The sequence below is a fragment of the Cupriavidus sp. MEYA8 genome, from assembly GCF_059278825.1.
Genome location: NZ_CM181222.1, coordinates 1,466,250 through 1,492,607, shown reverse-complemented (window position 1 = coordinate 1,492,607; position 26,358 = coordinate 1,466,250). Strand labels below are relative to the sequence as shown.

Genomic DNA, 26,358 nt, shown 5'->3' with positions numbered 1-26,358 from the left:
TCACACCTCCTTCTCCCCATGCCTGACCGGCAACGCCGGCGCCGCCTCCTGCCTCCCCAGCTGCATGAAGATCCACGCCGACGCACAAGTGATCAGCCCCATGCAGACAAAGGTGGCATGAAACGCCGGCAACACCGCGGCCGTGTCCCCGCCAAACCGATTCTGGAACGTCGCCAGCAACGCGCCCGCCGACGTCACCGCCAGGCTCATCGACAGCATCTGCACCATCGACAGCATGCTGTTGCCGCTGCTGGCGCCGGCGCCGCTCAGGTCCTTGAGCGTCACGGTATTCATCGCCGTGAACTGGATCGAATTGACCATGCCGAACACGGCCAGCAAGGGGATCAGCAGCCATTGCGGCAGTTGCGGCGTGATCAGCGCGAAGGCGGCCATCACCAGGCCGACCACGAAAGTATTGGAGACCAGCACGCGGCGATAGCCGTGGCGCTGGATCAGCCGCGTGGCGAGCCGCTTGGAGGCCATGCCGGCGGCGGTGACGGGCAGCATCATCAGGCCTGCGTCGAAAGGGGAATAGCCCAGGCTGACCTGAAGCGTCAGGGGGATCAGGAACGGCATCGAGCCATTGCCGATGCGGGCGAACAGGTTGCCCAGCAGGCCGACGCTGAAGCTGTGGATGCGGAACAGGCGCAGCGGGAACAGCGGCTGCTTGCGGCGGTTGGCATGCAGGCCGTAGGCGGTCAGCGCGGCCATGCTGGCGATCAGCAGCAACAGCACGGTGGCGTGCTGGAAGCCGAGGCCGGCCAGGCCGTCGAGGGAAAATGACAGCGCCAGCATGGCGATGGCCAGCAGCAGGTAGCCAGCGATGTCGAAGCGGCCGATGCCGGACAGCTTTGCGTTCGGCATATACCGGATCGTGGCGATCGCGCCGAGCAGGCCGACGGGCACGTTGATCAGGAAGATCCAGTGCCACGACAGCGCCTGCGTCAGCCAGCCGCCCAGCGTGGGTCCGATCAGCGGACCGATCATGCCCGGGATGGCAACGAAGCTCAGCGCCTGCAGGTACTGTTCGCGCGGGAAGGTGCGCAGCACCGAGAGCCGTCCGACCGGCAGCAGCATGGCGCCCCCCACGCCCTGTACCACGCGTGCGCCGACCAGGAAGTTGAGCGTGGGCGCGTACGCGCACAGCAGCGAGCCGGCCACGAACAGGCCGATCGCGGTCTGGAAGATGGTGCGCGTGCCGAAGCGGTCGGCGAGCCAGCCCGAGGCCGGGATGATCACCGCCATGGTCAGCGAGTAGGCGATCACCACGGACTGCATCCGCAGCGGGCTCTCGCCGAGGCTGCGCGCCATCGACGGCAAGGCGGTGTTGACGATGGTCGAGTCCAGCGTCTGCATGAAGAAGCCGACCGCCACGACCCACAGCATGATGCGGCGGGTACGGTCGTCCGGCGACGGCACGACGGGAAGGTCTGGCATGGGCGCGGTCATTACGCAAACTCCGGTCTGGCGCGCGCTGCCGCCGGCAATGACTGGTTGGGCATGCAGGCGGACGCAGCCAAAGCCAACACCTTAAAGGGCAATGGCGCAACAGGCAATCAACAGGCAATCAACAGGCAGTCAGCGAAACCGGTGCACGACCGCCCGACGCGTGCCGAGCCTACAAGGCCGCGCGCAGCCCGATGAAGAAGCGCCGGCCCGGTGCCGGCTCGAAGTAACGCCCGTTGGCCTCGTTGACGATCACCGAGCCGATATAGCGCCGGTCGGTCACGTTGTCGATGCGGCCGAACAGGTAGGCGCGAGTCGGGCCGATGCGGAACTCATAGCCCGCGCGCAGGTTGAAGACCGCGTAGCCGGGCGCGGCCTGCGTGTTGAGATCGTCGGCATAGACGCGGCTGTCGACGCGCATCTCGGCGCCGAGCGTGAGCGGCGCCAGCGGCCGCCAGGCCACCTCTGCGCTGAGGCTGTGGCGCGCGATGCCGGGCAGCCGGTTGCCCGCGGCCACGGTCTGGCCCTGCGCGTTGACGAAGGCATCGCCGAAATAGGCATCGAGCCAGGTATAGGCCAGCCCGGCCTCGACGCGGCTGCCGCCGCCCTGCCCCGGCGTGCCGACCTGCCCCAGGAAGCCGCCGCGCCAGCCCAGCTCGAAGCCGCGCCGGCGCACACCGTTGACGTTCTGGTAGACGGTGCGGCCCGCGTTGTTCGATTGCGGCACCACTTCGTCGTGGCTGTCGGCATCGAACAGCGCGGCCTCCAGCCGCTGCCCGTCAGCCTGCCACTTGATGCCGATCTCGCCCTGGCGGCTGGTCGAGGCGCGCAGGCCAAGGTTGCTGCCGACCCCGCCGGGGCCATAGGCGATCTCGGTCAGCGTCGGCGTCTCGAAACCGCGCCCGAGGTTGGCGTAGACGTTCAGGGTATCGAGCGCATGCCACACCAGTCCCAGCACCGGGCTGACGTTGCTGTAGGTGGCGGTGCCGCTGTCGTCCGGGCTGGCCGCGGTGATGAACTGGTCGTCGATGCCGAGCCGCACGCGGCTGGCACGCACGCCGCCGACCACCTGCCAGGCGGGGTGGAAGGTCCAGTCGACCTGCGCGAAGGCGCCCAGGTCGGTCGCGGTATTGGTCTCGTCGCGCCGCAGCGCGCCCTGGCTGCCATCCTGGTTGACATAGCCGTTGCGGCCGTCGCGCATGCCGTTGGCTTCCACCCCGGCAGTCCACCGCAGCGGCAGGCCGTTGGCGGTAGTGCGCCGGCTCCAGGACAGCGCACCGCCGCCAAAGATGCGATCCAGGTCGACGATGCCGCCGGACGACGTCGGCGCGGCGCCGCTGAAGCCGAGCCGCTGGTACAGGTTGCGGGTGCCGCCGTAGAGACGCCCGGAGAGGCTGTCGAGGTCGGTCAGCTGGTGCTCCGCCACCACGCCCGCCTGCGCCTGCTCGACGTTCTTGCCGGTGTCAAACTGGGTCGCCGCCGGCACCGCCTGGCGCGGGTTGGCATCGGCCTGCGCGCGCGTCAGCCCGAGCGGATCCTGCGCCAGCGGCTGGTTGAAGTAGTTGAACTGGCCGGTCACGCGCGTGCCGCTGGCCGGCTGCGCCACCACGCGTGCATTGAGCTGGTAGCGGCGCGCCGCCGAATGGTCGCGGTAGCCGTCGGTCTGGTAGGTCCAGGCATCGAGCGAGCCGCCCAGGCGCTCGTTGCCGCCGGCCAGCGCCACCCCGGCCTGCCACTGGCCGTCCGAGCCGAAGCCGGTCGACGCGCGCGCGGTAAAGCCGTCCTTGGGCGGGTCGGGCGTAAACACCTGCACCACGCCGCCCGAGGCATTGCCGTACATCTGCGCAAACGGGCCGCGCAGCACCTCGACCCGGCCGGCGTTGGGCAGGTCGGCGGTGGAGGCCTGGCCCTGCCCGTCCGGCATGGTCGCGGGGATGCCGTCGACATAGAGCCGAACGCCGCGCACGCCGAATGTGGAACGCGTGCCGAAGCCGCGCACCGCCAGTTGCAGGTCCTGCGAATAGTTCTGCCGGTCGCGCACGGCCACGCCCGGCACACCCGCCAGCACTTCGGACAGATTGACCAGCGGCGTGGCGCTGCGCAGCGGATCGACCGGCACGCTGTCTACCGCGGCGGGCGCGTCGAAGCGGCGCTGCTCGCTGCGGGTGGCGGTGACCACGATGTCGGAGAGGGTTTCGCCGGTGGCGGCGGCCACCGCGCTGTCCGGCGGATCTGCGGCGCGCACGCCGGCGCATGTGAGCAGCAAGGCTGCCAGCGCCAATGCCCTGGGCACCAGCACGCGGAGGCAGGGACGGCGCTGATGCAAGACCGACGAAGGCTGCGTGCCGCCTGGTCTCATGATGGTCGGGGGCGTGGGCCACAAGTGGTGGTGCCGCAACTTTATCGCGTCCCGGGGCGCTTTTCCATGGCCGCCGCTGCGGGGAAAACCCGGGATAGCGCTGCGTGGACGATCGTCCAGCGCGGCACGATCGAAACTTCAAAATATTTCAATAATTTGTTTAATGAATGGCCTCACGCAGGGGTAACCGCGTGCCTAAACTCTCTTCACCGGCCGACACAACGCGCGATACTAAAAGGCAGACACGCCACAGCGCAGCGCAGCAAACGGTCATTCAGATTTTTAAAATCAAGGGACTAGACACCATGCATACCCAACCTACCCGCGTCGCCATCGTCTACCACAGCGGCTACGGCCACACCGCCAAGCAGGCCCAGGCCGTCGCCCGCGGCGCCGGCAGCGTGGCGGGTGCCGAAAGCCTGCTGATTCCGGTGGAAGACATCGACCAGCACTGGGACACGCTGGAGCAGGTCGACGCCATCATCTTCGGTGCGCCGACCTACATGGGCAGCGCCTCGGCGCAGTTCAAGGGCTTCATGGACGCCACCTCGCGCAACGTCTTCGCCAAGGGCGGCAAGTGGGCCAACAAGGTCGCGGCCGGCTTCACCAACGCCGCCTCGCGTTCGGGCGACAAGCTGGCAACGCTGCAGCAGATCGCCATTTTCGCGGCACAGCACGGCATGCACTGGGTCAACCTGGGCCTGCCCCCGGGCCACAACAACTCCAAGTCGACCGAGGACTCGCTGAACCGCCATGGCTTCTTCCTCGGCGCCGCCGCGCAGTCCAACGCCGATGAAAGCGCCGACGTGGTGCCGCCGCTGGCGGACCTGCGCACCGCCGAGCACCTCGGTGCGCGCGTCGCTGAAGTGGCGCAACAACTGGTGGCAGGCCGGCGCGCGCTGGCGGAACTGAAGCAGGCCGCCTGACCCCTCACCACGCCTCGCGCGTGAACTGCCTGCCGGCCCTTCGGGGCCGGTTTGCGTTTTGGGAGACGTGCGTTGCACCGCAGCGGGAATGCCCCGCCCGGAAATATGGCTTTGCGCGCGCGCAAGCGCTGCCCCAGCCAGCCAGGCGCCGGTTATGTCGGTTGACAGCCGTCAACCTAGACGCAGAACACATGACTCCGGCAGCTCATGACCACTATATGTAGTGCTAACCTGTGCGTCACACACTACATAAAGGGGTAAACATGCGCGACGCACAGCAAGCCGGCACGCTGCCGCCGGCCCAGCCCGGCGGCCAGGTCGACGTGGCCAGCGCCATGGAGGAATACCTGGCCCAGCGCGACTGGCGCGTGCGCGCCAACGCCAACCAGGGCTATAGCCTGGGCGGACTGATCCTCAACGTCGCCGGCAAGGTCACGGCCAACTACTGGCTGTCGCAAATCTTCAGCCCTGAATCCGGGCAGGCGCACCGCGACGGCGACCTGCAAATCCATGACCTCGACATGCTGTCCGGCTACTGCGCCGGCTGGTCGCTGCGCCAGTTGCTGGCGGAAGGCTTCAACGGCGTGCCGGGCAAGGTCGAGGCCAACCCGCCCAGGCATATGTCGGCCGCCGTCGGCCAGATCGTCAACTTCCTCGGCACGCTGCAGAACGAGTGGGCCGGCGCGCAGGCATTTTCCAGCTTCGATACCTACATGGCGCCGTTCGTGCGGCACGACCGCATGGACTACCGCGCGGTACGCCAGGCGATGCAGGAGCTTGTATTCAACCTGAACGTGCCAAGCCGCTGGGGCACGCAGACGCCGTTCACCAACCTCACCTTCGACTGGACCTGCCCGCAGGACCTGGCCGGCCAGGTGCCGTATATCGCCGGCGAGGAAATGCCGTTCACCTACGGCGACCTGCAGCCGGAGATGGACATGATCAACCGCGCCTACATCGAGGTGATGATGCAGGGCGATGCGCGCGGGCGCGCCTTCACTTTCCCGATCCCCACCTACAACATCACGCCGGACTTCGATTGGGACCATGCCAATGCCGAGCCGCTGTTCGAGATGACGGCGCGCTACGGGCTGCCCTACTTCCAGAATTTCATCAATTCCGACCTGGAGCCGCACATGGTCCGCTCCATGTGCTGCCGCCTGCAGCTGGACCTGCGCGAACTGCTCAAGCGCGGCAACGGCCTGTTCGGCTCGGCCGAGCAGACCGGCTCGGTCGGCGTGGTCACCGTCAACTGCGCGCGCCTGGGCTACCTGCACGCGGGCGACGAGGCCGGGCTGACGGCAGCACTGGACCGCCTGCTGGCGCTGGGCCGAGACGTGCTCGAAGACAAGCGCCGCGTGGTGCAGCACTACATCGACGCGGGGCTGTATCCCTATACGCGCCGCTACCTCGGCACGCTGCGCAACCACTTCAGCACGCTCGGCGTCAACGGCATCAACGAAATGATCCGGAATTTCTCCGGCGACGCCGACGACATCACGACGCCGGGCGGGCATGCCATGGCATTGCGGCTGCTCGATCATGTGCGCGCGCGCATCGGCGAGTTCCAGGAGGCGACCGGCCACCTTTACAACCTGGAGGCAACGCCGGCCGAAGGCACCACCTACCGCTTTGCGCGTGAAGACCGCAAGCGCTGGCCCGACATCCTGCAGGCCGGCACCGCCGAGCAGCCCTACTACACCAATTCCAGCCAGTTGCCGGCCGGCTATACCGACGATCCGTTCACCGCGCTGTCGATGCAGGAGGCGCTGCAAGGCAAGTACACCGGCGGCACCGTGCTGCACCTGTACATGAACGAAGCCCTGTCCGGCGCACAGGCCTGCAAGGCGCTGGTCCGGCGCGCGCTGTCGCGCTTCCGCGTGCCGTACCTCACCGTCACGCCCACGTTCTCGATCTGCCCGAAGCACGGCTACCTGAGCGGGCGCCACGAGTTCTGTCCCCGGTGCGATGCCGAGTTGCTGGCACGCGCCCCAGCCGCGGCGAGCGCGCCGCAAACCCAACCTGAAGAGGAGCTCTCATGAATACCGAATCGCGCCAGCCAGCCACGCCGGCCCTCGATCCCGCCCTGCGTACCCGCTGCGAGGTCTGGACCCGGGTGATGGGCTATCACCGGCCCGTGACGTCCTTCAACACCGGCAAGCAGGGGGAGTTCAATGAGCGGCTTTTCTTCACCGAAAGCGCCTGTCGCTGACAGCCCCTGCCTCACGGCCATACCGGTGCCCGCGCCGGCGGCCACCGCGTCATTGCGGGGCGGGCCGGCGCTCGCCGGCCTGGTGCCATTCTCCAGCGTGGACTGGCCCGGCCAGCTGGCGGCGGTGCTGTTTATCGCCGGCTGCCCGTGGCGCTGCGGCTATTGCCACAACGCCCACCTGCAGCGGCGCCATGCGGCCTATGCCTGGCCTGCAGTGCTGGACTGGCTGAAGACCCGCGCCGGGCTGCTCGACGGCGTAGTGTTTTCCGGCGGCGAGCCGCTCAGCGAAGCGCGCCTGCCGGACCTGGCCGCGGCGGTGCGCGCGCTCGGTTTCAAGGTGGGGCTACATACCGCCGGCATCTACCCGCGCCGTCTCGCCGCACTGTTGCCACTGCTGGACTGGGTCGGGCTGGATATCAAGGCGGACGCCGCCGGCCACGATGCGCTGGTTGGACGGCCCGGCGGCCTGGCGCGCGTGCAGGCCAGCCTGGCGCTGCTGATCGGCGCCGGCGTCCCGTTCGAATGCCGGACAACGTGGGATCCCGCCTGCCTCAGCGAGCCGCGCTTGCTGGCGCTGGCACGCTCGCTGGCCGCGCATGGCGTGCGCCACTATGCCGTGCAGGCCTGCCGGACGGGCACGGTGGCGGTGCCTGGCGCATCGTTGAGCGCGCCGGGGCGCGCGGCGCTGGCGTCGTCGTTCGAGACGTTCTGCTACCGCGAAGGGTGAGCCGTGCCGCCCGGCGGTGCCTTTGGCCCCCGTCCGCAAAAAATTCCCTAAAGCCCCGCCTTCCGCCGTCGATAACAGTAGGTTGAGGCGTCAAGCGTGCGTGCCGGCGAACCGGCACCGGCGAGGCGCCATGACAGCCGACTTGGACAGCGGGGGAACGGAGGAGACATGCAGAACCTGGGAATACGGATGAAGCTCGGCGCGGCGTTCGGCGCCATGTGGGCACTGGCGGCGGTCGGCATCGCGATCGCACTGCCGCGCATGCAGGGCGCCGCCGACGGCAACGCGCGCAACCTGCTGGTGGCGCTTGGCGTGGCCGGATTGGGCGTGGCGGTGGCGGCCACCTGGGCCCTGGCGCGCAGCATCGAGGCGCCGCTGGCCGAAGCGGTCTACATCGCCGAGACAGTGGCCGCCGGCGACCTGAGCCAGGACTTCGAGACCGAGCGCGGCGGCGAATTCGGCCGGCTGCTGGGCGGGCTGGGCGAGATGGAAGACATGCTCACCGACCTGGTGACGCGCATCAAGGCCGCCACCGATTCCATCGGCGCGGCCTCGCACCAGATCGCCGCCGGCAATACCGACCTGTCGCAGCGCACCGAGGAACAGGCCGCCTCGCTGCAGCAGACCGCGGCCAGCATGGGCGAGCTGACGGCGATGGTGCGCCAGAACACCGAACGCGCACGCGCGGCCAACGGCCTCGCGGAAGCCGCATCCGGCATCGCCGAGCGCGGCGGCGAGGTGGTCGGCCACGTGGTCCAGACCATGTCGGCGATCAGCGCCAGTTCGCGCAAGGTCACCGACATCATCGAAGTGATCGAAGGCATTGCCTTCCAGACCAACATCCTCGCGCTAAACGCCGCGGTGGAAGCCGCGCGCGCCGGCGAGCAGGGCCGCGGCTTCGCCGTGGTGGCGGGCGAGGTGCGCACGCTGGCGCAACGCAGCGCCGCGGCGGCCAAGGAGATCAAGCAGCTGATCGACGCCTCGGTGCAGCAGGTGGACAGCGGCTCGGCGCTGGTCGGGCAGGCGGGCGAGACCATGCATGAAATCGTGCAGTCAGTCAGCCGCGTCACGGCGCTGCTGGGCGAGATCACCGTGGCGTCGGAACAGCAGAGCGCGGGGATCGCGCAGGTGAATGAAGCGGTGGCGCAGATGGACAGCGTGACGCAGCAGAACGCCGCACTGGTGGAGCAGGCGGCCAGTGCTTCGAGTGCGCTGGCGGGGCAGGCTACGGAGTTGCAGCAGGTGGTGGGGGAGTTCAAGCTGGAGGCTTGAGCGGGGCTGCGACAACGCATCCCTACCGATGGTTTGCTCCCCTCTCCCACTTCGCGGGAGAGGGGAGCCTTCGCCAGCGGTGGAGGCTTGCGTATTAGCGCGCCGGCGCACCACCGCACTTGATGGCGAGGCAGCGCTCGCGCGCCCACGCCCTACACTGCAGCAACCACCCCCGCCGGCAGCACAGCCCGCACCGCCGCTGCAAAGCGCCCCACGATATTGTCGATATCCTGCTCCGTACTGATAAACGGCGGCGCAAACAACACGTGGTCGCCACGCACGCCGTCCACCGTGCCACCCATCGGATAGACCAGCAACCCGTTCTGCATCGCCGCAGACTTGAGTCGCGCATGCGTCTTCAGCGCGGGATCGAGCGTCGCCTTGCTGTCGCGGTCCGCGACAAACTCCACGCCGACAAATAGCCCGCGTCCGCGCACGTCGCCCAGGTTGGGATGGTCGCCCAGTGCTTCGCGCAGCCGCGCGCGCAATTGCTCGCCGCGGGCCAGCACATTGGCCAGCAGCCTGTCTTCGGCAATCGTGCGCTGCACCGCCAGCGCCGCTGCACAGGCAGTGGCATGCCCGATGTAGGTATGGCCGTGCTGGAAGAAGCCGCTGCCGCCGACGATGGCGTCATAGATGCGGCGCGTCGACAGCATCGCCCCGATCGGCTGGTAGCCGGCCCCGAGGCCCTTGGCAATGGTGACGATATCCGGCACCACGCCATCCTCTTCGCACGCGAACAGGTGGCCGGTGCGGCCCATGCCGGACATCACTTCGTCCAGGATCAGCAGCACGCCGTACTTGTCGCACACGGCGCGGATGCGCTTCAGGTAGTCGCCCACCGGCGGCACCGCGCCGGCGGTGGCGCCGACCACCGTCTCGGCGACGAAAGCGGCGACGGTGTCCGGCCCCAGTTCCAGGATCTTCGCTTCGAGCTCGTCGGCGAGCCGCTGTGCGTACTGCGCGTCGGTCTCGCCAGCCTGCTGGTCGCGATAGGCGTAGCACGGCGAGACGTGATGCGCCGGCACCAGCAGCGGCAAGAACGGCTCGCGCCGCCAGGCATTGCCGCCGATCGCCAGCGCGCCGAGCGTGTTGCCGTGGTAGCTCTGACGGCGCGCGATGAAATGGCGGCGGCCCGGTTGGCCCACCTCGACGAAATACTGGCGCGCCAGCTTCAGCGCCGATTCCACGGCTTCGGAGCCGCCCGAGACGAAATACACATGGTCGAGATCTCCGGGCGCGGCGTGCGCCAGCGTTTCGGCCAGCGTTTCCGACACCTCGGTGGTGAAGAACGAGGTATGCGCGTAGGCAATGGTGTCGAGCTGCGACTTGATCGCCTCGATCACACGCGGGTGCGCGTGCCCGAGGCACGATACGGCGGCGCCGCCGGAGGCATCGAGGTAGCGCTTGCCTTCGCTGTCGATCAGTTCGATCCCCTGCCCGGCAACGGCGACGGGCAGTTTCTGACGCGGATTGCGATGGAATACGTGGGTCATGATGGCGTGGTGGTGGCAATGGCCGGACGCTACGGCTGCGCGGCACGGGCGACACGCATCGTGGCGCGGTGCGAAACAGTATAAGGACTTGGCGGGGATTTGCGCAACATTTGTTGCATTTACGATTTCCCATGCAATCAAGACGTTTTCACCGAAAAGTACGCCGGCATCACCCGAAAGCCACCCGGTGCGAAACGATTGTTTCACCACAGCGCGTAGCGTCGCACCTGACGGATGCCCCTCAACGCCTGCTCTTCGCCGCTTTCGGCCCCTCCGTGCCACCCTCCCCCTCTGCCAACGCCTCCACCAACGCGGCCTTGACGCGCTTCTGCTCGGTCACGTCCTGCGACGCGCCCACCATGGTCAGCGCATTGCCGTGCTCGTCCAGCGTGACCTCGCCTTCCTCGTGGATGTCGCGGAGGCTGCCGTCGGGCAGCGTGATGCGGTAGTCCACGCGGTACGGCGCCTTGTCGACGGTGGCCGCGCGGATGGCGGCCTGCACGCGCGGGCGATCCTCCTCGACGATCGAGGCCAGGTAGCGGTCCATCGTCACCTTGAACGCCTGCGGCGCCCACCCGAAGATGCGATAGGCCTCGTCGGTCCAGGCGCAGTCGTCGGTCTGGATGTTCCAGTACCAGCCGCCCAGGTGCGCGATCTCCTGCGCCTTGGCCAGCAGCGCCTCGTTCTGGCGCAGCGCGGCCTCGGCGCGGCGGCGTTCGGTGATGTCCAGGCTGACGCCGATCATCTTCACCGGGCGCTGGTCGAAATCGCGCACCAGCGTGGCCCGCGACGAGATCCAGCGCGTGGTGCCCTCGTGCACCACGCGGAATTCCCACTCGTGCATTTCCTGCGCGCCCAGCGTGCGCGCCAGCACTTCCTTGAGCCGCGCCACGTCGGCCGGATGCACGCAGGCCCAGAAGTCGTCCATGTTGCGGATATGCCGGCCGAACAGCGTGACGTCGTTGGATGAGTACGTCAGGCCGTCGGTCAGCACGTTCCATTCCCACGTGACGATGCCCGAGACCTCCTGCGCGAACTTCATACGCGCCTCGCTTTCCATGATCTCGGCCAGGTGCTTCTGGCGCAGTTCCTTGATGTGCGGATCGGACGCGCTGCTTGCCTCCAGGTCGGCGATGGCCTGCTCGCCATATCGCAGCCACAGCCAGTTCACGCCCAGGAAGCGCGCCAGCGCCAGCAGGCGCTCATATTCGATCTCGCCGCCGCGGGTCCACTTGTGTACCGCCGATGGCGAGACCGACAGGGCCTCGGCCACCTGCTTGAGCATGATCCTTTTGCCCTCCAGCACGCCTTTCAGGCGGGTGGCAAAAGTGTCTTCGGTCATGGCATCCCCTCTACTTTTTTTCAACCGATGGTGAATTGAGTAACTCGAACCTTACACCATCGGGGTAAATCGCGTGACTTGATAGCTTGGATCAATTGTGTATGTATTATCGATCGCTTTTACCATATTGCGCCGCTCCCGCTCTCGTCACTAGACTTCATTCCACATCACTGGTGGTAATTTAATTTACTTTCAGTGAATCGACAAGTCACCGCACAGACCGAGACAAACGAGGAGACACCCCCATGCAAGAGACCACCGCCGCCGCCTGCAGCACCACCCCGCTGGCCTACACGCTGCCGGCCCACTACTACACCTCGCCGGAGATCTTCGAGCACGAAAAGAAGACGATCTTCGCGCGCAGCTGGGTCTGCGTGATGCACAAGAGCCAGGTCGCCGAGAACAACCAGTACGCCACCGCCAAGGTGGCGGGCGAGAACGTGTTCGTGGTGCGCGGCCGCGACGGCGTGCTGCGCGCGTTCTACAACGTGTGCCCGCACCGCGCGCACGAGCTGTTCGCCGATGGCGCCGGCAAGGCAAAGAACGTGATCACCTGCCCGTACCACGCGTGGTCGTTCGGCCTGGACGGCAAGCTGATCCATGTGCGCAACGCCGAAAACGTGCCGGGCTTCTGCAAGGACAACGCCGGGCTGACGCCGGTGCGCGTGGAAGAGTTCTGCGGCCTGATTTTCGTCAACCTGGACATGGATGCGAAGCCGCTGTCGGAACTGGCCGCCGGCCTGAACGACGAGATCCGCGCGCGCTGCCCTGACGTCGACAAGCTGGTACCGGCGCACAAGCTCACCTACGAAATGAAGGCCAACTGGAAGGTGGTGGTCGACAACTACCTGGAGTGCCTGCACTGCCAGACCGCGCACCCGGCGCTGGTCGAGTCGATCAGGATGGAGACCTACAAGCACGAAGTGCGCGGCCTCTACACCAGCCAGGTCGGACAGACCCGCTCCGGCAGCGACGCCTTCACGTATGACAGCGATGCGCCCAATACCGACTTCGCCGCGTACTGGCTGTGGCCCAACGTCACGCTGAACGTGCTGCCGGGCGACGGCAACTATGGCGTGTTCTACATGTTCCCGGTGGATGCCGACACCACCATCCAGCACTTCGAGTTCTACTTCCGCGACAGCACGCCCACGGCCGAGCAGGAACAGCTGATCGAGTACTACAAGAACGTGCTCAAGCCGGAAGACCTCAGCATCGTCGAATCGGTGCAGCGCGGCCTGAAGTCGCGCGGCTACCGCAACGGGCAAGGTCCGCTGCTGGTCACCGACGACAAGACCTCCGCCATCGGCGAGCACGGCGTGCAGCACTTCCAGCAGATGGTGCTCGACGCGCTGGCCGCCTGAACCAACAAGATAACGAGGAACCGCAGCAATGATCCAGACCCAGCTCTATATCGACGGCCAGTGGCAGTCGCCCGTCGACCACGGCACGCGCGCCATCGTGAGCCCGGCCGACGAATCCGTGATCGCCCAGGCCGCCGAAGCCACCCGCGCCGACGCGCGCCTGGCCATCGCAGCTGCGCGCAAGGCCTTCGACGGCCCGTGGCGCCAGACGACGATCCGTGACCGCGCCAGACTGCTGAACAAGATCGCCGGATTGATCGACCGCGATGCCGAGAAGCTCGCCCACCTGGAGTCGCTCAACACCGGCAAGACGCTGGCCGAGAGCCGCACCGACATGGGCGATATCGCCGCCACCTTCCGCTACTTTGCCGGGCTGGTGGCGTCGGAATCGGGCGCCGTCAACGAAGCGCCGCACCACGTCATCAGCCGCACGCTGCGCGAGCCGGTCGGCGTGTGCGGCCTGATCACGCCGTGGAACTACCCGCTGCTGCAGGCCGCATGGAAGATCGCGCCGGCGCTGGGTGCGGGCAACACCGTGGTGATCAAGCCCAGCAACCTGACGCCGCTGACCACGCACCACTTCACGCAGCTGGTGGCCGAGCTGGACCTGCCGCCAGGCGTGTTCAACCTGGTGACCGGCGGCGCCGAAGTCGGGGCCGAACTGGCCGAGAGCCTGGATGTGGACCTGGTGTCCTTCACCGGCGGCGCCTTTGCCGGCGAGAGCATCATGAAGGCCGCCACCGGCAACTTCAAGCGCATCGGTCTGGAGCTGGGCGGCAAGAACCCCAACATCGTCTTTGCCGATGCCGACCTGGATGCCGCGGTGGACTACGCGCTCAACGCCGCGTTCTTCCACGCCGGCCAGGTCTGCTCCGCCGGCTCGCGCCTGATGATCGAGGACAGCATCTATGATGCATTCATCAGCCGGCTGGCCGAACGCCTGCCGCGCATCGTGATCGGCAACGGCTTTCATGGCGAAACGCAAATGGGCCCGGTGCAGTCGGCGCAACAGCACGAGAAGATCCTTGGCATGGTGCAGGCCGGCATTGCGGAAGGCGCGCGCCTGGTCCACGGCGGCAAGCGGCCGGCCGGCGACGTGTACAAGAAGGGCTACTGGCTGGAGCCGACGCTGCTGGCCGACGTGACGGCAGACATGAAGATTGCGAAGGAGGAGATTTTTGGGCCGGTGATCACGGCCGAGCGTTTCCGCTCCGAAGAAGAGGCACTGCGTGCCGCCAACGACACGCCGTACGGCCTGGCCGCCGCGGTCTGGACCCGCGACCTGGACAAGGCCAACCGCATGTCGCGCGCGCTGCGCTTCGGCACGGTGTGGGTCAACGACTACCACCCGTACTTCCCGGAAGCGCCGTGGGGCGGCTACAAGGCGAGCGGCATCGGCCGCGAGCTGGCCCGCATCGGCCTGGACGAGTACACCGAGCTCAAGCACAGCTATATCAACCTGGCCCCCAAGGCGATGGGCTGGTTTGGCGCCTGAGCGCAGCTGACTTCGCAATCGCGTGCGCGGCGGTACCGTCCCCGGGCTGCCACGCACGGCGTCAAGCACACAAGGAGATTGCACCATGCAGGCAATCCAAGAGTACGACTACATCATCGTCGGCGCAGGTTCCGCGGGCTGCGTGCTGGCGGCGCGGCTGACCGAGGACGCCGGTGTCTCGGTGCTGCTGCTGGAAGCCGGCGGCCCAGACTGGCGCCTGGACTGGCGCACGCAGATGCCTGCGGCGCTGGCGTATCCGCTGCAGGGCACCACCTATAACTGGGCCTATGTGACCGAGCCCGAGCCGCACATGAACAACCGCCGCATGACGCAGGGCCGCGGCAAGGGACTGGGCGGGTCGTCGCTGATCAACGGCATGGTCTATATCCGCGGCAACGCGATGGACTATGACGGCTGGGCGGAGAACCGGTCGCTGGAGGACTGGAGCTACGCCGACTGCCTGCCCTACTTCCGCAAGGCCGAGACCTACGACAAGGGCGCCAACGACTACCACGGCGGCAACGGCCCGCTGCATGTGACCACCCCGAAGGCGAACATCAGCCCGCTGTTCGACGCCTTTATCAAGGCCGGCGAGCAGGCTGGCTATGGCAAGACCGACGACCTGAACGGCTACAGGCAGGAAGGCTTCGGTCCGATGGACCGCACCACCACCGCGCGCGGCCGCCGCTGCAGCACGTCGCTGGCCTACCTCGACCAGGCGAAGGACCGGCCCAACCTGACCGTGCACACCCGTGCGCTCGCGGACCGCGTCCTGTTCTCCGGGCAGCGCGCCATCGGCGTGTCATACATCCAGGGCGATCACGTGCGTGAAGCGCGCGCGCGCCGCGAAGTGATCGTCAGCAATGGCGCGGTGGCCTCGCCGCAACTGCTGCTGCGCTCCGGCGTGGGCAATGCCGATGAGCTGCGCGCGTTCGGCATCGATCCCGTCGCGGACCTGAAAGGCGTCGGCGAAAACCTGCAGGACCACCTGGAGATGTACCTGCAGTACGAATGCATTAAGCCCGTGTCGCTGTACCCCGCGCTGAAGTGGTGGAACAAGCCGGCCATCGGCATCGAGTGGTACCTGCGCGGCACGGGCATCGCGTCGTCGAACCACTTCGAAGCGGGCGGCTTTATCCGCAGCAGCGACGAGTTTGCGTGGCCCAACCTGCAGTACCACTTCATCCCGCTGGCGATGAACTACGACGGCAGCAACCCGGTGCAGTCGCACGGCTTCCAGTGCCATGTGGGCTCGATGCGCTCGCCCAGCACCGGCTTCGTCAAGCTGGCCAGCCGCGACCCGCGCGTCAAGCCGCGCCTGCTGTTCAACTACATGGCGCATGACGTGGACTGGCGCGAGTTCCGCGCCGCGGTGCGCCTGACGCGCGAGATCATCGGCCAGCAGGCGATGGACCAGTTCCGCGGCCGCGAGATCAAGCCCGGCATGATGATACAGAGCGATGCCGAGATCGATGCCTTCGTACGCGAGCATGCCGAGACCGCCCTGCACCCGTCGTGCACGTGCAAGATGGGCGACGCGTCCGACCCGATGGCCGTGGTCGACAACCAGGGCCGCGTGCATGGCCTGTCTGGCCTGCGCGTGGTCGATGCCTCGATCATGCCGAGGATCGTCACCGGCAACCTGAACGCGCCCACGATCATGATGGCCGAGAAGCTGGCCGACGTGATCCGCGGTCGCGCCCCGCTGCAGCGCTCGACGGCGCCTTACTACAAGGCGGCGCCGGCGCGCAGGCAGGCGAGTGCGGAGCGAGCGCAGCCACCCACCGCGCGCGTCCCCGTGCCTATGCCTGCCTGACCCGAGCGGCGCGACTCGCGGGCCTACCGCCCGAACCCTGACTGCGGCACATGTGCTGCCGGGACCAAGGTCCCGGCGGGCAGCGTGCGCCCGGCCGGACGCGTCGCGCCTCCCACACCACCAAAAGCCGGCGACCCATCAACAAACCCAGACCGGCTGCAAGGAGGAGACAACTTCCATGCTGCGCAAATGCTTTCCCGCAAGACGGGCCCTGCAAGGCGCCCTGCCCCTGTTGCTGTGCCAGGCGCTGCCGGCGCTGGCTCAAGCCGACGGCGACACCACGCTGGCGGTCGCGCCGGTGCCGCAGGTCACCGCGACCGTGCCGCCGGCAGAAGCCGCTGCGGTAGCGTCGCCGTGGAGCGCCAACATGACGCTGACCTCGCAGTACGTCTCGCGCGGCTTCCGCCAGACCTGGGGCAAGCCTGCCGTACAGGGCGGCATCGACTACGCCCATCCGAGCGGCTTTTCCGCGGGCACCTGGATGTCGAGCATCAGCGACAAGTTCATCGAGGGCGGCACGGTCGAATGGGACTTGTATGCCGGCTACACCGGCACAGTCGGCGACTTCGTCTACGCCGGACAGGTTTACTACTACCTGTATCCGGGCGCGAAACTGCAGTACGCACAGACCAGATACAACTATGGCGAGGCAGTCGCCTCGCTGACCTACAAGTGGTTCAACGTCAAGTACTGGCTGACCTATACGCCCGACTACTTCGGCTATAACAGCGCCTCGCTGTTGACCGGCAACAACCTGCACAGCCGCGGCTCGGGCTACCTCGACATCAACGGCACCTTCGACCTCGGCCACGGCGTTTCGCTACTGCTGCACTACGGTCAGGAGCGCGTGCGCAATTTTGCCGCCTACAGCTTCCGCGACGTGCGCGTCGCGGTTTCCAAGGCGTTCGAAGGCGGCTGGACCCTGACGGGCGCCTACACCCGCGGCTGGGGCCGCACCAACGTCTACGACAACTACACCACCGGCGCGCTGGATTCCTCCGGCAACCCGGCGGTGTCCAACCCGCTGAAAAGCACGTTCCTGGTCTCGCTGACCAAGACGTTCTGACGGCATTCACCAACCGCTGTACCACTGCCTTACGAAGCACACCACCATGGCCTCCCTGGGTCTTACCGATGCGACCGGACTTGTCGGCGTAGCCGCCTACGTCGCCGCGCACTTTGCCGTGCAGGTCCTGCACAAATCCCCGACCGGCCGGCTGGCGGTCGTCCTCAACGTGATCGGGCCGAGCTGCATCCTGATCTCGCTGACCGGCGCCTTCAACCTGGCCTCGTTCCTGACCCAGTGCTTCTGGCTGGGGCTGACGCTGTTGGGATGGTGGCGCAACCGGCGGACCGGGCGCGCGGTGGTTGAAACGTTGGGTGGCCCGCGTCCGGGGCAGCCCGTGCAGCAGTAACCCACGGCGCGGCCGGTGCCGATTGCAACGCGATACAAAACTTCCGTTGCCATGGCACAGCGCCGTTCCTATACTCATTCGAAACACCATTAGTGCTGTAATTTACTTTTGGTGAATTGATAAGACACCGGAAGTTGCGAGACCTGCATTCGGGGATCGCGGCAACCCCGGGATGACAACAGGAGACAAGGATGAGAAACGCCCCCAAAATTCCCGCCACAGATTCCCGACCGTCGTAACGACCGGCAGGCAGTACCCAAGTACCTACCCACCGCAGACGGCAGACCGTGACGGAGCTAGCGCTCCAGACAAACGGCACCGGGAAGCAAGGAGACATTTCGTGTATTCGCAAAAAGACGTGCTGTCGATCGGCGCGCAGGCGCCGCTCGCCCCTGCGCAGCAACAGACCCAGCCAACCCAAACCCATGAACTGCAGCGCACCCTGACCTGGAAGGACGCCTTCTGGGTCACCAGCGGCGTGCCCGCCGGCGTGCTCTTCACCATCGGCGGCGTGTCCGCCACCATCGGCAACCCGGCGTGGGTGATCTGGATCCTGGCCATCCTGATCGGCTTTGCGCAGTGCTTCGTCTACGCCGAGATCTCGGGCCTGTATCCGCACAAGTCGGGCGGCGCCTCGGTGTACGGCGCGCTCGGCTGGGTGCGCTACAGCAAGTTCGTCGCGCCGGTCTCGGTGTGGTGCAACTGGGTGGCGTGGTCGCCGATGCTGGCGCTGGGCACCAGCCTGGCCGCCGGCTACATGCTGAGCGCGCTGTTCCCGCCCGATTCGGTCATCAACACGTGGCAGCTGACGCTGGTCGACCTGGGCTTCGTCAGCAAAGGCCTGACGCTGCGGGTGAACTCCACCTTCCTGCTGGCGACGGCATTCCTGCTGATCACCTTCAAGCTGCAGCACAGCGGCGCCTCGGCCGCGGCTACCACGCAGCGCATCCTGGGCATCGCTTCGCTGACGCCGCTGGTGGTGATCGCGCTGGTGCCGCTGTTCACCGGCGACATGCCCTCGACCAACTTCCTGCCGCTGCTGCCGCTGACGCATGACGCCACCGGCGCCGCGGTGCTGGGCGGCTGGAACGCGGCCGGCATCAGCACGGCGATGGGCGCGATGTTCCTGGCCTGCTGGTCGACCTTCGGCTTCGAGACCGCGGTCTGCTACACCCGCGAGTTCAAGGACCCGCAGAAGGACACCTTCAAGGCGATCTTCTGGTCCGGCGTGCTGTGCCTGTTCATGTTCATCGCGGTGCCGATCGCCTTCCAGGGCTCGCTCGGGCTGCAGGGCATGCTGGCGCCCGACATCGTCGACGGCTCCGGCGTGGGCGCGGCAATGGCCAAGTTCGTCGGCGGCGGCGCGGTGGTGTTCAACGTGATCGTGGTGATGCTGGTGCTGGCGATCCTGCTGATCGTGATGACCTCGATGATGGGTTCGTCGCGCACGCTGTACCAGGCCTCGCTCGACGGCTGGCTGCCGCGCTACCTTTCGCACGTCAACGAGCACGGCTCCCCGACGCGCGCGATGTGGACGGACCTGCTGTTCAACCTGTTCCTGCTGCTGATGTCGAACTACATGGCGGTGCTGTCGATCAGCAATGTCTGCTACATGATCTTCGTGTTCCTGAACCTGCAGGCCGGCTGGATCCACCGCATGGACCGCGCGGACTGGGCCCGCCCGTACAAGTGCACGAACTGGCTGCTGGCACTGGGCGCGTTCTGCGGCTTCTTCGACCTGGCTTTTGTCGGCGCCGGCGCCAACTTCCAGGGCGAGAACACGCTGCGCAATGGCCTGATCGCCGCGCTGCTGATCGTGCCGGTCTTCGTCTACCGCCACTATGTCCAGGACAAGGGCCAGTTCCCCGAGTCGATGCGCCGCGACATGGAACTGCCGCATGCGCGTGCCGGCAAGCTACCCTACGTGGCGCTGATCGCCGGCGCGGCGGTGGTGTGGATCGCCGCGCGGCTGACCGTGATCTCCTGATCTGGCGAGGCAGGCGGCGCCTGGCTCGCCTGCCCTCTCTCTTCCCGACATTCCCTGCATTCCGAGGTATTGCCATGACTGACACGCTCCGCGTACGCGTCGGCCGCGTCGAGCCGCTGGCCGCCGGCATCAAGCGCTTCACCCTGCAACCCTGCGACGGCGGCGCGCTGCCCGCTTTCTCCAGCGGCAGCCACGTCGTGGTCCATATGGACAGCGGCCGGCTGCGCAACGCTTACTCGCTGACCAGCGCGCTGGACAACCCGGCCCACTACCAGATCGCAGTGCGGCTGGAAGAAGCCTCGCGCGGCGGCTCGCGCTACATGCATGAGCAGGTGCAAGAGGGTGATGAACTGCACATCGGCGCGCCGGGCAACCTGTTCGGCCTGGACCATGGCGCCGGCCGCCACCTGCTGATCGCCGGCGGCATCGGCATCACGCCGTTCATGACGCATATCCAGGCGCTGCGGGCGCGCCACGCCGCGTTCGAGCTGCACTACTGCTTCCGCAACGCGCAGTCCGCGGCGTTCCTCGACGTACTGCCGGCCACGCTGCAGCCGGGCCAGTTGCACCTGTACGAGAGCGATACCGGCACCATGCTCGACATCGCCGCGCTGCTCGCCGCGCAGCCCGCCGATACCCATGTCTATGTGTGCGGCCCCGGCCCGCTGAACGATGCCGTGGTCAACGCCGCGCGCGCCGCCGGCTGGGATGCCGGCCGTATCCACTTCGAGCAGTTCCGCAACGAGGTCGACACCACCGGTGGCGCCTTCGAGGCCGTGCTGCAAAAGAGCGGGCTGACGCTGCAGGTGGGCGCAGAGGAATCGCTGCTGCGCGCGATCGAGAAAGCCGGCGTCCAGGTGGATTGCATGTGCCGCGAGGGTATCTGCGGCTCGTGCGAAACCGCGATCCTGGAGGGCGAAGCGGACCATCGTGACCAGTACCTGTCCGATGCGGAGAAGACGGCGCAGAAGACGATGATGCTGTGCGTGTCGCGGTGCAAGGGGCAGCGGCTGGTACTGGATCTCTGATCGCCATTCGCAACATTTTGGTTGCATCTCCCTCCCCGGTCTCCTAACATGCAACCACACCGTTGCATATCAACCCCCGAAACAGGAGACCGGACATGCCCTCAGAAACCGACCGCATCGAGCGCAGCATCCTGATAGAAGCCCCCGTGGCGCGCGTGTGGCACGCGCTGGCCGATGCCGATACCTTCGGCAGCTGGTTCGGCGTCAAATTCGACGGCGCCACCTTCACGCCCGGCCGGCGCGCCATCGGCAGCATCACCCACCCCGGCTACGAGTACCTGAGATTCGATGTGCAGGTGGAACGCATCGAGCCCGAAAGGCTGCTGTCCTGGCGCTGGCACCCCGCTCCGGTGGAACGCGGGCGCGACTATTCCGGCGAACCCAGCACGCTGGTGGAATTCACCCTGCGCGAAGTCGACGGCGGCACCATGCTGACGGTAGTCGAGTCTGGCTTCGACCAGATCCCGCCCGAACGACGCATGGAAGCGTTCCGCCTCAACAGCGGCGGCTGGGACGCACAGATGAACAATGTCCGCAAGCATGTCACCGGCGCCTGAAGCGCTGGATCTGAAACAGTCGGCCGCGGTCTTTGCCGCGCTGGGCGACGAGACCCGGCTGCGGCTGGTGGCGGCGCTGTGCGCGGGCGGCGCGATGTCGATCGCGCAGCTGACCGCCGGCAGCGCGATGACGCGGCAGGCGGTGACCAAGCACCTGCAGGTGTTGTCGCAGGCCGGGCTGGTGCGCGACAGCAAGGCCGGGCGCGAGCGGCTGTGGATGTTCGAGCCCGGGCAGGTCGAGGCGGCGCGGCACTCGCTGGAGGCGATTGGAAGGCAGTGGGAGTTTGCGCTGGGCAAGCTGAAGCTGGCGGTAGAGACGAATCACTAGCCAAACCGACGTCCCGCACGTCACCTGTTTGCTCCCCTACCCCGCAAGCGGGAGAGGGAGCACACATTTGTAGACGACACCGCAACATGTAATCCCCCGCGCACCCCGCTATACTGGGAAGCCCCCCGCCTCACCACCACGGCAACGCAGGCCGCGCCCGCGCCAGGCCTGCCGGAGGAAGCGCGCAATTGGCTGACCACGACCTGTCCAGGCTGAAAATCGACCGCAGCGCCACCGCCGCGACCGGCGCCCGCGTCCGCCCCCGGCGCAGATGGCTGCGCTATGCGGTCATCGCGCTGATCCTGCTGGCCGTGCTCGGCATCGCTGTCAGGCTCGCCGGCCCGAAGTCGGTGCAGACCACAACGGTTACCTCGGCCTACCCCACGCAGAATTTCACGCTGCTCAACGCCACCGGCTATGTCGTGCCGCAGCGCAAGGCGGCGGTCGCATCCAAGGCGCAGGGCCGGCTCGAATGGCTGGGCGTGCTGGAAGGCTCGCGCGTGAAGAAGGACGAGGTCATCGCGCGGCTGGAAAGCAAGGACGTGTCCGCGTCCTTCGCCCAGGCGCAGGCGCAGGTCAAGGTGGCACAGGCCAACCTGGCCCTGCAGCAGGCGGAGCTGAAGGACGCAGAAGTCAACCTGCGCCGCTCGCAGATCCTGATCGGGCCGAACGCGATCTCGCGCACCCAGTACGACGCCGATGTTGCGCGCTACAACAAGGCCAGGGCCTCGGTCAGCAGCTCGCAGGCGTCGATCGCGTCGGCGCAGGCCAATGCGCGCGCGGCCGAGGTGGCGGTGGAACAGACCGTGGTGCGCGCGCCGTTCGACGGCGTGGTACTGGTCAAGCATGCCAACGTCGGCGACAACATCACGCCGTTCTCGGCCGCCGCCGACACCAAGGGCGCGATCGTGACCATTGCCGACATGGAGACGCTGGAGGTCGAGGCCGACGTCGCCGAATCCAATATCGCCAGGATCCGCGCCGGCCAGCCGTGCGAATTGCTGCTCGATGCGTTGCCGGGCGTGCGCCTGGCCGGGCAGGTGTCGCGCATCGTGCCGACGGTGGACCGCTCCAAGGCCACGGTGCTGGTCAAGGTGCGCTTTGTCGACCGCGACGCGCGCGTGCTGCCGGACATGAGCGCCAAGATCGCCTTTTTGTCGCGCGCGGCCACGGCGCGCGACCGCCAGCCGATGGTGGCGGTGCAGCCCGCCGCGGTGGTCATGCGCGATGGCCGGCAGGTGGTCTACGTGGTGCGGGACGGCAAGGCGCACGAGACCCAGGTCAAGACCGGCGACAAGCTCGGCGAGCTGGTCGCGGTACAGGGCGTCAAGACCGGCGACGTGCTGGTGCTGTCCCCCGGCGACAAACTCGGCGACGGCGACCGCGTCACGCCGGCCAAGCCTTGAAGTAACCACATGAGGGTGAGCGCATGAGCACCGCGCCGCTGGTCCGCATCAGCCACGTCGCCAAGTCCTACCGGCGCGGCATGCAGACCGTGCCCGTGCTGACCGATATCTCGCTCGATATCGGCGAGGGCGACTTCGTCGCGCTGATGGGCCCGTCCGGCTCCGGCAAGAGCACGCTGCTGAACCTGATCGCCGGCATCGACCGCCCCGACAGCGGCACGCTGCAGGTGGGCGGGCTCGATATCACGCAGCTGCCCGAGGCCGCGCTGGCGGACTGGCGCGCGGCCAACGTCGGCTTTATCTTCCAGTTCTACAACCTGATGCCGGTGCTGACCGCATTCGAGAACGTGGAGCTGCCGCTGATGCTGACCAGCCTGCCGCGCGCGGAACGGCGCGCGCGCGTGGAGCTGGTGCTGGACATGGTCAACCTGGCCGACCGCATGAGCCACTACCCGTCCGAGCTGTCGGGCGGGCAGCAGCAGCGCGTGGCGATCGCGCGGGCGCTGATCACCGACCCGTCGCTGATCGTCGCCGACGAGCCCACCGGAGACCTCGACCGCACCTCTGCCGCGGAAATCCTGGCGATGATGCAGCGCCTGAACGCGGAACTCGGCAAGACCATCATCATGGTCACGCACGATGCCCATGCCGCGGCCGCGGCGGGCTCGCTGGTGCACCTCGATAAGGGCGAGCTGATCCGCGGCGAGGTGGCCTGATCCGTCATGTACGCGCTCAAGCTGATCACTCGCAACGCACTGCGGCACAAGCTGCGCACCGCGCTGACCGTGCTGGGGCTGGTGATCGCGGTGCTGGCGTTCGGGCTGCTGCAGACCGTGATCGATGCGTGGTACGCCGGCGCGTCGGCCGCGTCCAGCGCGCGGCTGGTGACGCGCAATGCGATCTCGCTGGTGTTCCCGCTGCCGCTCAGCTACGAGGGCCGCATCCGCGGCGTCGACGGCGTGACCGCGGTGGCGCGCTCCAACTGGTTCGGCGGCGTCTATCGCGACCGCAAGAATTTCTTCGCGCAGTTCGCAGTGTCGGACAACTATCTCGATCTCTACCCGGAATTCATCGTTCCCGAACAGCAGCGTGCCGAATACCAGCGCGACCGCAAAGGGGCGCTGGTCGGCCGCCAGCTGGCCGACCAGTTCGGCTTCAGGATCGGCGACGTGATCCCGATCAAGGGCACCATCTACCCCGGCACCTGGGAGTTCGTGGTGCGCGGCATCATGGACGGCCGCGACGAAAGCATCATCACGAAGCAGATGGTGTTCCACTGGGAATACCTGAACGAGACCATCCGCAAGAAGTCGCCGCGGCAGGCCGACCAGGTCGGGGTCTATGTGCTGGGCGTCGACAATCCCGACAACACCGCGGCGATCTCGCGCAATGTCGATGCCGTGTTCCGCAACTCGCTGGCCGAGACGCTGACCGAGACCGAGCAGGCGTTCCAGCTCGGCTTCGTCGCCATGTCGAACCAGATCATCGCGGCGATCCGCGTGGTCTCCTACGTGGTGATCGTGATCATCATGGCGGTGATGGCCAATGCGATGGCGATGAGTGCGCGCGAGCGCACCGCGGAATACGCCACGCTCAAGGCGCTGGGCTTCGGACCAGGATTCCTGGCGCTGCTGGTGTTCGGCGAGTCGCTGGCGATCTGCGTGGCGGGCGGCGCGCTCGGCATGCTGGCTACGCCGCCGATGGCGGCGGCGTTCAAGCAGGCGGTGGGCGGCGTATTCCCGGTGTTTACAGTGTCGCAGGAAACGATGCGCGCGCAGGCCGCGTGCGCGCTGGCGGTCGGCATCGCCGCCGGCATCGTGCCCGCGGTACAGGCCGCGCGGGTGCGCATCGTCGAAGGCCTGCGGGCAATCGGCTGACGCGTTCGACCATGGCGATCCCGCTCACCTATATCGCGCGCAACCTGTGGGCCCGGCGGCTGACCACCGCGCTGACCGCGGGCGGGCTGGCTTTGGTGGTCTTTGTCTTCGCCACCATGCTGATGCTGGATGCCGGCCTGAAGAAGACGCTGGTCACCACCGGCGAGCGCGACAACGTGGTAGTGATCCGCAAAGGCGCCGAGACCGAAATCCAGAGCGCCGTCGAGCGCGGCCAGGCCGGCATCATGGAAATGCACCCGGCGGTGGCCATGACCGGCGCCGGCCAGCCGATGGCCTCGCGCGAGGCCGTGGTGCTGATCTCGCTGACCAAGTCCAGCACCGGGCAGCCCTCCAACGTGGTGATCCGCGGCATCTCGCCGCTGGGCATGGACCTGCGTCCGCAGGTCAGGCTCGTGGCGGGGCGCATGTTCCGTCCGGGCTCGGCTGAAATCATTGTCGGCAGCAGCATTGCCGACGGCTTTGCCGGCGTGCAGATCGGCGAACACCTGCGCTTCGCCCAGCGCGAGTGGACTGTGGTGGGCCACTTCGACGCCGGCGGCAGCGGTTTCGACTCGGAGATCTGGGGCGATGTCGACCAGCTGATGCAGTCGTTCCGGCGCAATGCGTATTCGTCGATGGTGGTGCGGCTGGCCAACCCCACGCTGTTCGAGCGCTTCCGCGCCGATATCGACGTGGATCCACGCCTTGCCGACGAGGCCAAGCGCGAGCAGGTCTTCTATAGCGACCAGTCCAGGGCGCTGTCCAAATTTATCAATATCCTGGGCTTTACGCTGTCCACGATTTTTTCGATTGCGGCAATGATCGGCGCCATGATCACCATGTACGCGTCGGTGGCCAACCGCGTGGCCGAGATCGGCACGCTGCGCGCGCTGGGATTCAAGCGTGCCAACGTGCTGGTGGCTTTCCTGATCGAGGCGGCGTTGCTCGGACTGGTGGGTGGCGTGGCCGGGCTGGCGTTTGCGGCGCTGATGCAATTCGCGTCGTTCTCGACGACCAATTTCCAGACGTTTGCCGATCTGTCGTTCCGCTTCATCCTGACGCCTGGCATTGCGCTGCAGACGCTCGGGTTCGCGATGGCAATGGGGCTGGTGGGCGGCTTCCTGCCGGCGGTGCGGGCGGCGAGGATGAATATCGTGGATGCGCTGCGGGCGCGTTGAGCGGCTCGCTCGCTGCCGGTTTGCTCCCCTCTCCCAATGAGGGGAGAGGGAGAACACCTTGCTTAGCCCGGCTCGGGCGGCTTGGGTGCACCCAACGCCGTTGGCTTCGCTACAGGTCTCCAAGAGC

General features: G+C 67.1%; 21 protein-coding genes and 1 pseudogene. 18 read left to right on the top strand and 4 right to left on the bottom strand.

The genetic code is table 11. The annotated features are described in order from the left end of the window. A complete protein-coding gene (mdtD, locus tag AC5WJ1_RS23965; protein WP_494476596.1) occupies positions 1 to 1,437 on the bottom strand; it encodes a multidrug transporter subunit MdtD in 1,437 nt (478 codons plus the stop codon). 181 nt (positions 1,438 to 1,618) lie between these two features. Then, on the bottom strand, positions 1,619 to 3,805 hold the full coding sequence (locus AC5WJ1_RS23960; RefSeq protein ID WP_434034438.1) for a TonB-dependent receptor family protein: 2,187 nt from the start codon (positions 3,803 to 3,805) through the stop codon (positions 1,619 to 1,621). A 305-nt stretch (positions 3,806 to 4,110) separates the two neighbouring features. Here AC5WJ1_RS23960 and AC5WJ1_RS23955 point away from each other — a divergent pair, with 305 nt between their 5' ends. The 5 genes and pseudogenes from AC5WJ1_RS23955 to AC5WJ1_RS23935 all read left to right on the top strand — a co-directional run bounded on the left by AC5WJ1_RS23955 (position 4,111) and on the right by AC5WJ1_RS23935 (position 8,942). Continuing rightward, positions 4,111 to 4,731, top strand: a complete 621-nt coding sequence (locus tag AC5WJ1_RS23955) for a flavodoxin family protein (protein ID WP_133095830.1) — start codon at positions 4,111 to 4,113, stop codon at positions 4,729 to 4,731. A 317-nt stretch (positions 4,732 to 5,048) separates the two neighbouring features. Next, positions 5,049 to 6,773: pseudogene (locus tag AC5WJ1_RS23950) on the top strand (ribonucleoside triphosphate reductase); the annotation flags it as partial. Continuing rightward, on the top strand, positions 6,770 to 6,943 hold the full coding sequence (nrdD, locus tag AC5WJ1_RS23945; protein ID WP_135703134.1) for an anaerobic ribonucleoside-triphosphate reductase: 174 nt from the start codon (positions 6,770 to 6,772) through the stop codon (positions 6,941 to 6,943). The pseudogene AC5WJ1_RS23950 and the gene nrdD, both read left to right, overlap by 4 nt. Then, entirely contained in the window at positions 6,906 to 7,670 is a 765-nt protein-coding gene (locus AC5WJ1_RS23940; RefSeq protein WP_434034437.1) for an anaerobic ribonucleoside-triphosphate reductase activating protein, read from the top strand. Before nrdD ends, AC5WJ1_RS23940 begins: the two co-directional genes overlap by 38 nt. Before the next feature lie 168 nt (positions 7,671 to 7,838). Then, complete coding sequence (locus tag AC5WJ1_RS23935) at positions 7,839 to 8,942, top strand: methyl-accepting chemotaxis protein (RefSeq protein ID WP_434034436.1); 1,104 nt, start codon at positions 7,839 to 7,841, stop codon at positions 8,940 to 8,942. Positions 8,943 to 9,094: 152 nt separating this feature from the next. Here AC5WJ1_RS23935 and AC5WJ1_RS23930 read toward each other — a convergent pair whose 3' ends face one another. Together AC5WJ1_RS23930 and AC5WJ1_RS23925 are read right to left on the bottom strand one after the other, a co-directional pair. Next, positions 9,095 to 10,438: an aspartate aminotransferase family protein gene (locus tag AC5WJ1_RS23930; protein ID WP_434034435.1), complete on the bottom strand. Its 1,344-nt coding sequence runs from the start codon at positions 10,436 to 10,438 to the stop codon at positions 9,095 to 9,097. A gap of 241 nt (positions 10,439 to 10,679) precedes the next feature. Next, on the bottom strand, positions 10,680 to 11,780 hold the full coding sequence (locus AC5WJ1_RS23925; protein ID WP_240745835.1) for a helix-turn-helix domain-containing protein: 1,101 nt from the start codon (positions 11,778 to 11,780) through the stop codon (positions 10,680 to 10,682). A 245-nt stretch (positions 11,781 to 12,025) separates the two neighbouring features. Here AC5WJ1_RS23925 and AC5WJ1_RS23920 point away from each other — a divergent pair, with 245 nt between their 5' ends. The 13 genes from AC5WJ1_RS23920 to AC5WJ1_RS23860 all read left to right on the top strand — a co-directional run bounded on the left by AC5WJ1_RS23920 (position 12,026) and on the right by AC5WJ1_RS23860 (position 26,231). Next, on the top strand, positions 12,026 to 13,144 hold the full coding sequence (locus tag AC5WJ1_RS23920; protein WP_135703138.1) for an aromatic ring-hydroxylating oxygenase subunit alpha: 1,119 nt from the start codon (positions 12,026 to 12,028) through the stop codon (positions 13,142 to 13,144). Positions 13,145 to 13,172: 28 nt separating this feature from the next. After that, positions 13,173 to 14,639 carry an aldehyde dehydrogenase family protein gene (locus AC5WJ1_RS23915; protein ID WP_135703139.1) on the top strand — a complete coding sequence of 489 codons (1,467 nt, stop codon included), beginning with the start codon at positions 13,173 to 13,175 and terminating at the stop codon, positions 14,637 to 14,639. A gap of 85 nt (positions 14,640 to 14,724) precedes the next feature. Further along, the gene (gene betA / locus AC5WJ1_RS23910; RefSeq protein WP_133095836.1) at positions 14,725 to 16,455 is read left to right on the top strand and encodes a choline dehydrogenase; all 1,731 of its coding nucleotides are present in this window, start codon (positions 14,725 to 14,727) and stop codon (positions 16,453 to 16,455) included. Between the two features lie 178 nt (positions 16,456 to 16,633). Continuing rightward, positions 16,634 to 17,521, top strand: a complete 888-nt coding sequence (locus AC5WJ1_RS23905) for a TorF family putative porin (protein WP_135703140.1) — start codon at positions 16,634 to 16,636, stop codon at positions 17,519 to 17,521. Between the two features lie 46 nt (positions 17,522 to 17,567). Next, the gene (locus tag AC5WJ1_RS23900) at positions 17,568 to 17,870 is read left to right on the top strand and encodes a CBU_0592 family membrane protein (RefSeq protein WP_133095838.1); all 303 of its coding nucleotides are present in this window, start codon (positions 17,568 to 17,570) and stop codon (positions 17,868 to 17,870) included. 367 nt (positions 17,871 to 18,237) lie between these two features. Continuing rightward, positions 18,238 to 19,857 (top strand): trimethylamine N-oxide permease, encoded by a 1,620-nt coding sequence (locus AC5WJ1_RS23895; RefSeq protein WP_494476976.1) that lies wholly within the window; start codon positions 18,238 to 18,240, stop codon positions 19,855 to 19,857. 74 nt (positions 19,858 to 19,931) lie between these two features. Beyond that, positions 19,932 to 20,885: a PDR/VanB family oxidoreductase gene (locus AC5WJ1_RS23890; protein WP_133095840.1), complete on the top strand. Its 954-nt coding sequence runs from the start codon at positions 19,932 to 19,934 to the stop codon at positions 20,883 to 20,885. Positions 20,886 to 20,980: 95 nt separating this feature from the next. After that, the gene (locus tag AC5WJ1_RS23885) at positions 20,981 to 21,442 is read left to right on the top strand and encodes an SRPBCC family protein (protein WP_133095841.1); all 462 of its coding nucleotides are present in this window, start codon (positions 20,981 to 20,983) and stop codon (positions 21,440 to 21,442) included. Further along, positions 21,426 to 21,770, top strand: coding sequence for an ArsR/SmtB family transcription factor (locus AC5WJ1_RS23880; protein WP_434034433.1), 345 nt, complete (start codon positions 21,426 to 21,428; stop codon positions 21,768 to 21,770). Before AC5WJ1_RS23885 ends, AC5WJ1_RS23880 begins: the two co-directional genes overlap by 17 nt. A gap of 188 nt (positions 21,771 to 21,958) precedes the next feature. Then, entirely contained in the window at positions 21,959 to 23,176 is a 1,218-nt protein-coding gene (locus AC5WJ1_RS23875) for an efflux RND transporter periplasmic adaptor subunit (RefSeq protein ID WP_133095843.1), read from the top strand. A 23-nt stretch (positions 23,177 to 23,199) separates the two neighbouring features. Further along, the gene (locus AC5WJ1_RS23870) at positions 23,200 to 23,892 is read left to right on the top strand and encodes an ABC transporter ATP-binding protein (RefSeq protein ID WP_133095844.1); all 693 of its coding nucleotides are present in this window, start codon (positions 23,200 to 23,202) and stop codon (positions 23,890 to 23,892) included. 6 nt (positions 23,893 to 23,898) lie between these two features. Further along, on the top strand, positions 23,899 to 25,053 hold the full coding sequence (locus tag AC5WJ1_RS23865; protein WP_133095845.1) for an ABC transporter permease: 1,155 nt from the start codon (positions 23,899 to 23,901) through the stop codon (positions 25,051 to 25,053). Between the two features lie 11 nt (positions 25,054 to 25,064). Further along, positions 25,065 to 26,231 (top strand): ABC transporter permease, encoded by a 1,167-nt coding sequence (locus AC5WJ1_RS23860; protein ID WP_135703144.1) that lies wholly within the window; start codon positions 25,065 to 25,067, stop codon positions 26,229 to 26,231. The last annotated feature ends 127 nt before the right edge of the window (positions 26,232 to 26,358 follow it).

Bases quoted from the DNA above. Each gene is read 5' to 3' on its own strand.
- mdtD (WP_494476596.1), bottom strand. From the start codon at position 1,437: ATGCCAGACCTTCCCGTCGTGCCGTCGCCGGACGACCGTACCCGCCGC.
- AC5WJ1_RS23960 (WP_434034438.1), bottom strand. From the start codon at position 3,805: ATGAGACCAGGCGGCACGCAGCCTTCGTCGGTCTTGCATCAGCGCCGT.
- AC5WJ1_RS23955 (WP_133095830.1), top strand. From the start codon at position 4,111: ATGCATACCCAACCTACCCGCGTCGCCATCGTCTACCACAGCGGCTAC.
- nrdD (WP_135703134.1), top strand. From the start codon at position 6,770: ATGAATACCGAATCGCGCCAGCCAGCCACGCCGGCCCTCGATCCCGCC.
- AC5WJ1_RS23940 (WP_434034437.1), top strand. From the start codon at position 6,906: ATGAGCGGCTTTTCTTCACCGAAAGCGCCTGTCGCTGACAGCCCCTGC.
- AC5WJ1_RS23935 (WP_434034436.1), top strand. From the start codon at position 7,839: ATGCAGAACCTGGGAATACGGATGAAGCTCGGCGCGGCGTTCGGCGCC.
- AC5WJ1_RS23930 (WP_434034435.1), bottom strand. From the start codon at position 10,438: ATGACCCACGTATTCCATCGCAATCCGCGTCAGAAACTGCCCGTCGCC.
- AC5WJ1_RS23925 (WP_240745835.1), bottom strand. From the start codon at position 11,780: ATGACCGAAGACACTTTTGCCACCCGCCTGAAAGGCGTGCTGGAGGGC.
- AC5WJ1_RS23920 (WP_135703138.1), top strand. From the start codon at position 12,026: ATGCAAGAGACCACCGCCGCCGCCTGCAGCACCACCCCGCTGGCCTAC.
- AC5WJ1_RS23915 (WP_135703139.1), top strand. From the start codon at position 13,173: ATGATCCAGACCCAGCTCTATATCGACGGCCAGTGGCAGTCGCCCGTC.
- betA (WP_133095836.1), top strand. From the start codon at position 14,725: ATGCAGGCAATCCAAGAGTACGACTACATCATCGTCGGCGCAGGTTCC.
- AC5WJ1_RS23905 (WP_135703140.1), top strand. From the start codon at position 16,634: ATGCTGCGCAAATGCTTTCCCGCAAGACGGGCCCTGCAAGGCGCCCTG.
- AC5WJ1_RS23900 (WP_133095838.1), top strand. From the start codon at position 17,568: ATGGCCTCCCTGGGTCTTACCGATGCGACCGGACTTGTCGGCGTAGCC.
- AC5WJ1_RS23890 (WP_133095840.1), top strand. From the start codon at position 19,932: ATGACTGACACGCTCCGCGTACGCGTCGGCCGCGTCGAGCCGCTGGCC.
- AC5WJ1_RS23885 (WP_133095841.1), top strand. From the start codon at position 20,981: ATGCCCTCAGAAACCGACCGCATCGAGCGCAGCATCCTGATAGAAGCC.
- AC5WJ1_RS23880 (WP_434034433.1), top strand. From the start codon at position 21,426: ATGTCACCGGCGCCTGAAGCGCTGGATCTGAAACAGTCGGCCGCGGTC.
- AC5WJ1_RS23870 (WP_133095844.1), top strand. From the start codon at position 23,200: ATGAGCACCGCGCCGCTGGTCCGCATCAGCCACGTCGCCAAGTCCTAC.
- AC5WJ1_RS23865 (WP_133095845.1), top strand. From the start codon at position 23,899: ATGTACGCGCTCAAGCTGATCACTCGCAACGCACTGCGGCACAAGCTG.
- AC5WJ1_RS23860 (WP_135703144.1), top strand. From the start codon at position 25,065: ATGGCGATCCCGCTCACCTATATCGCGCGCAACCTGTGGGCCCGGCGG.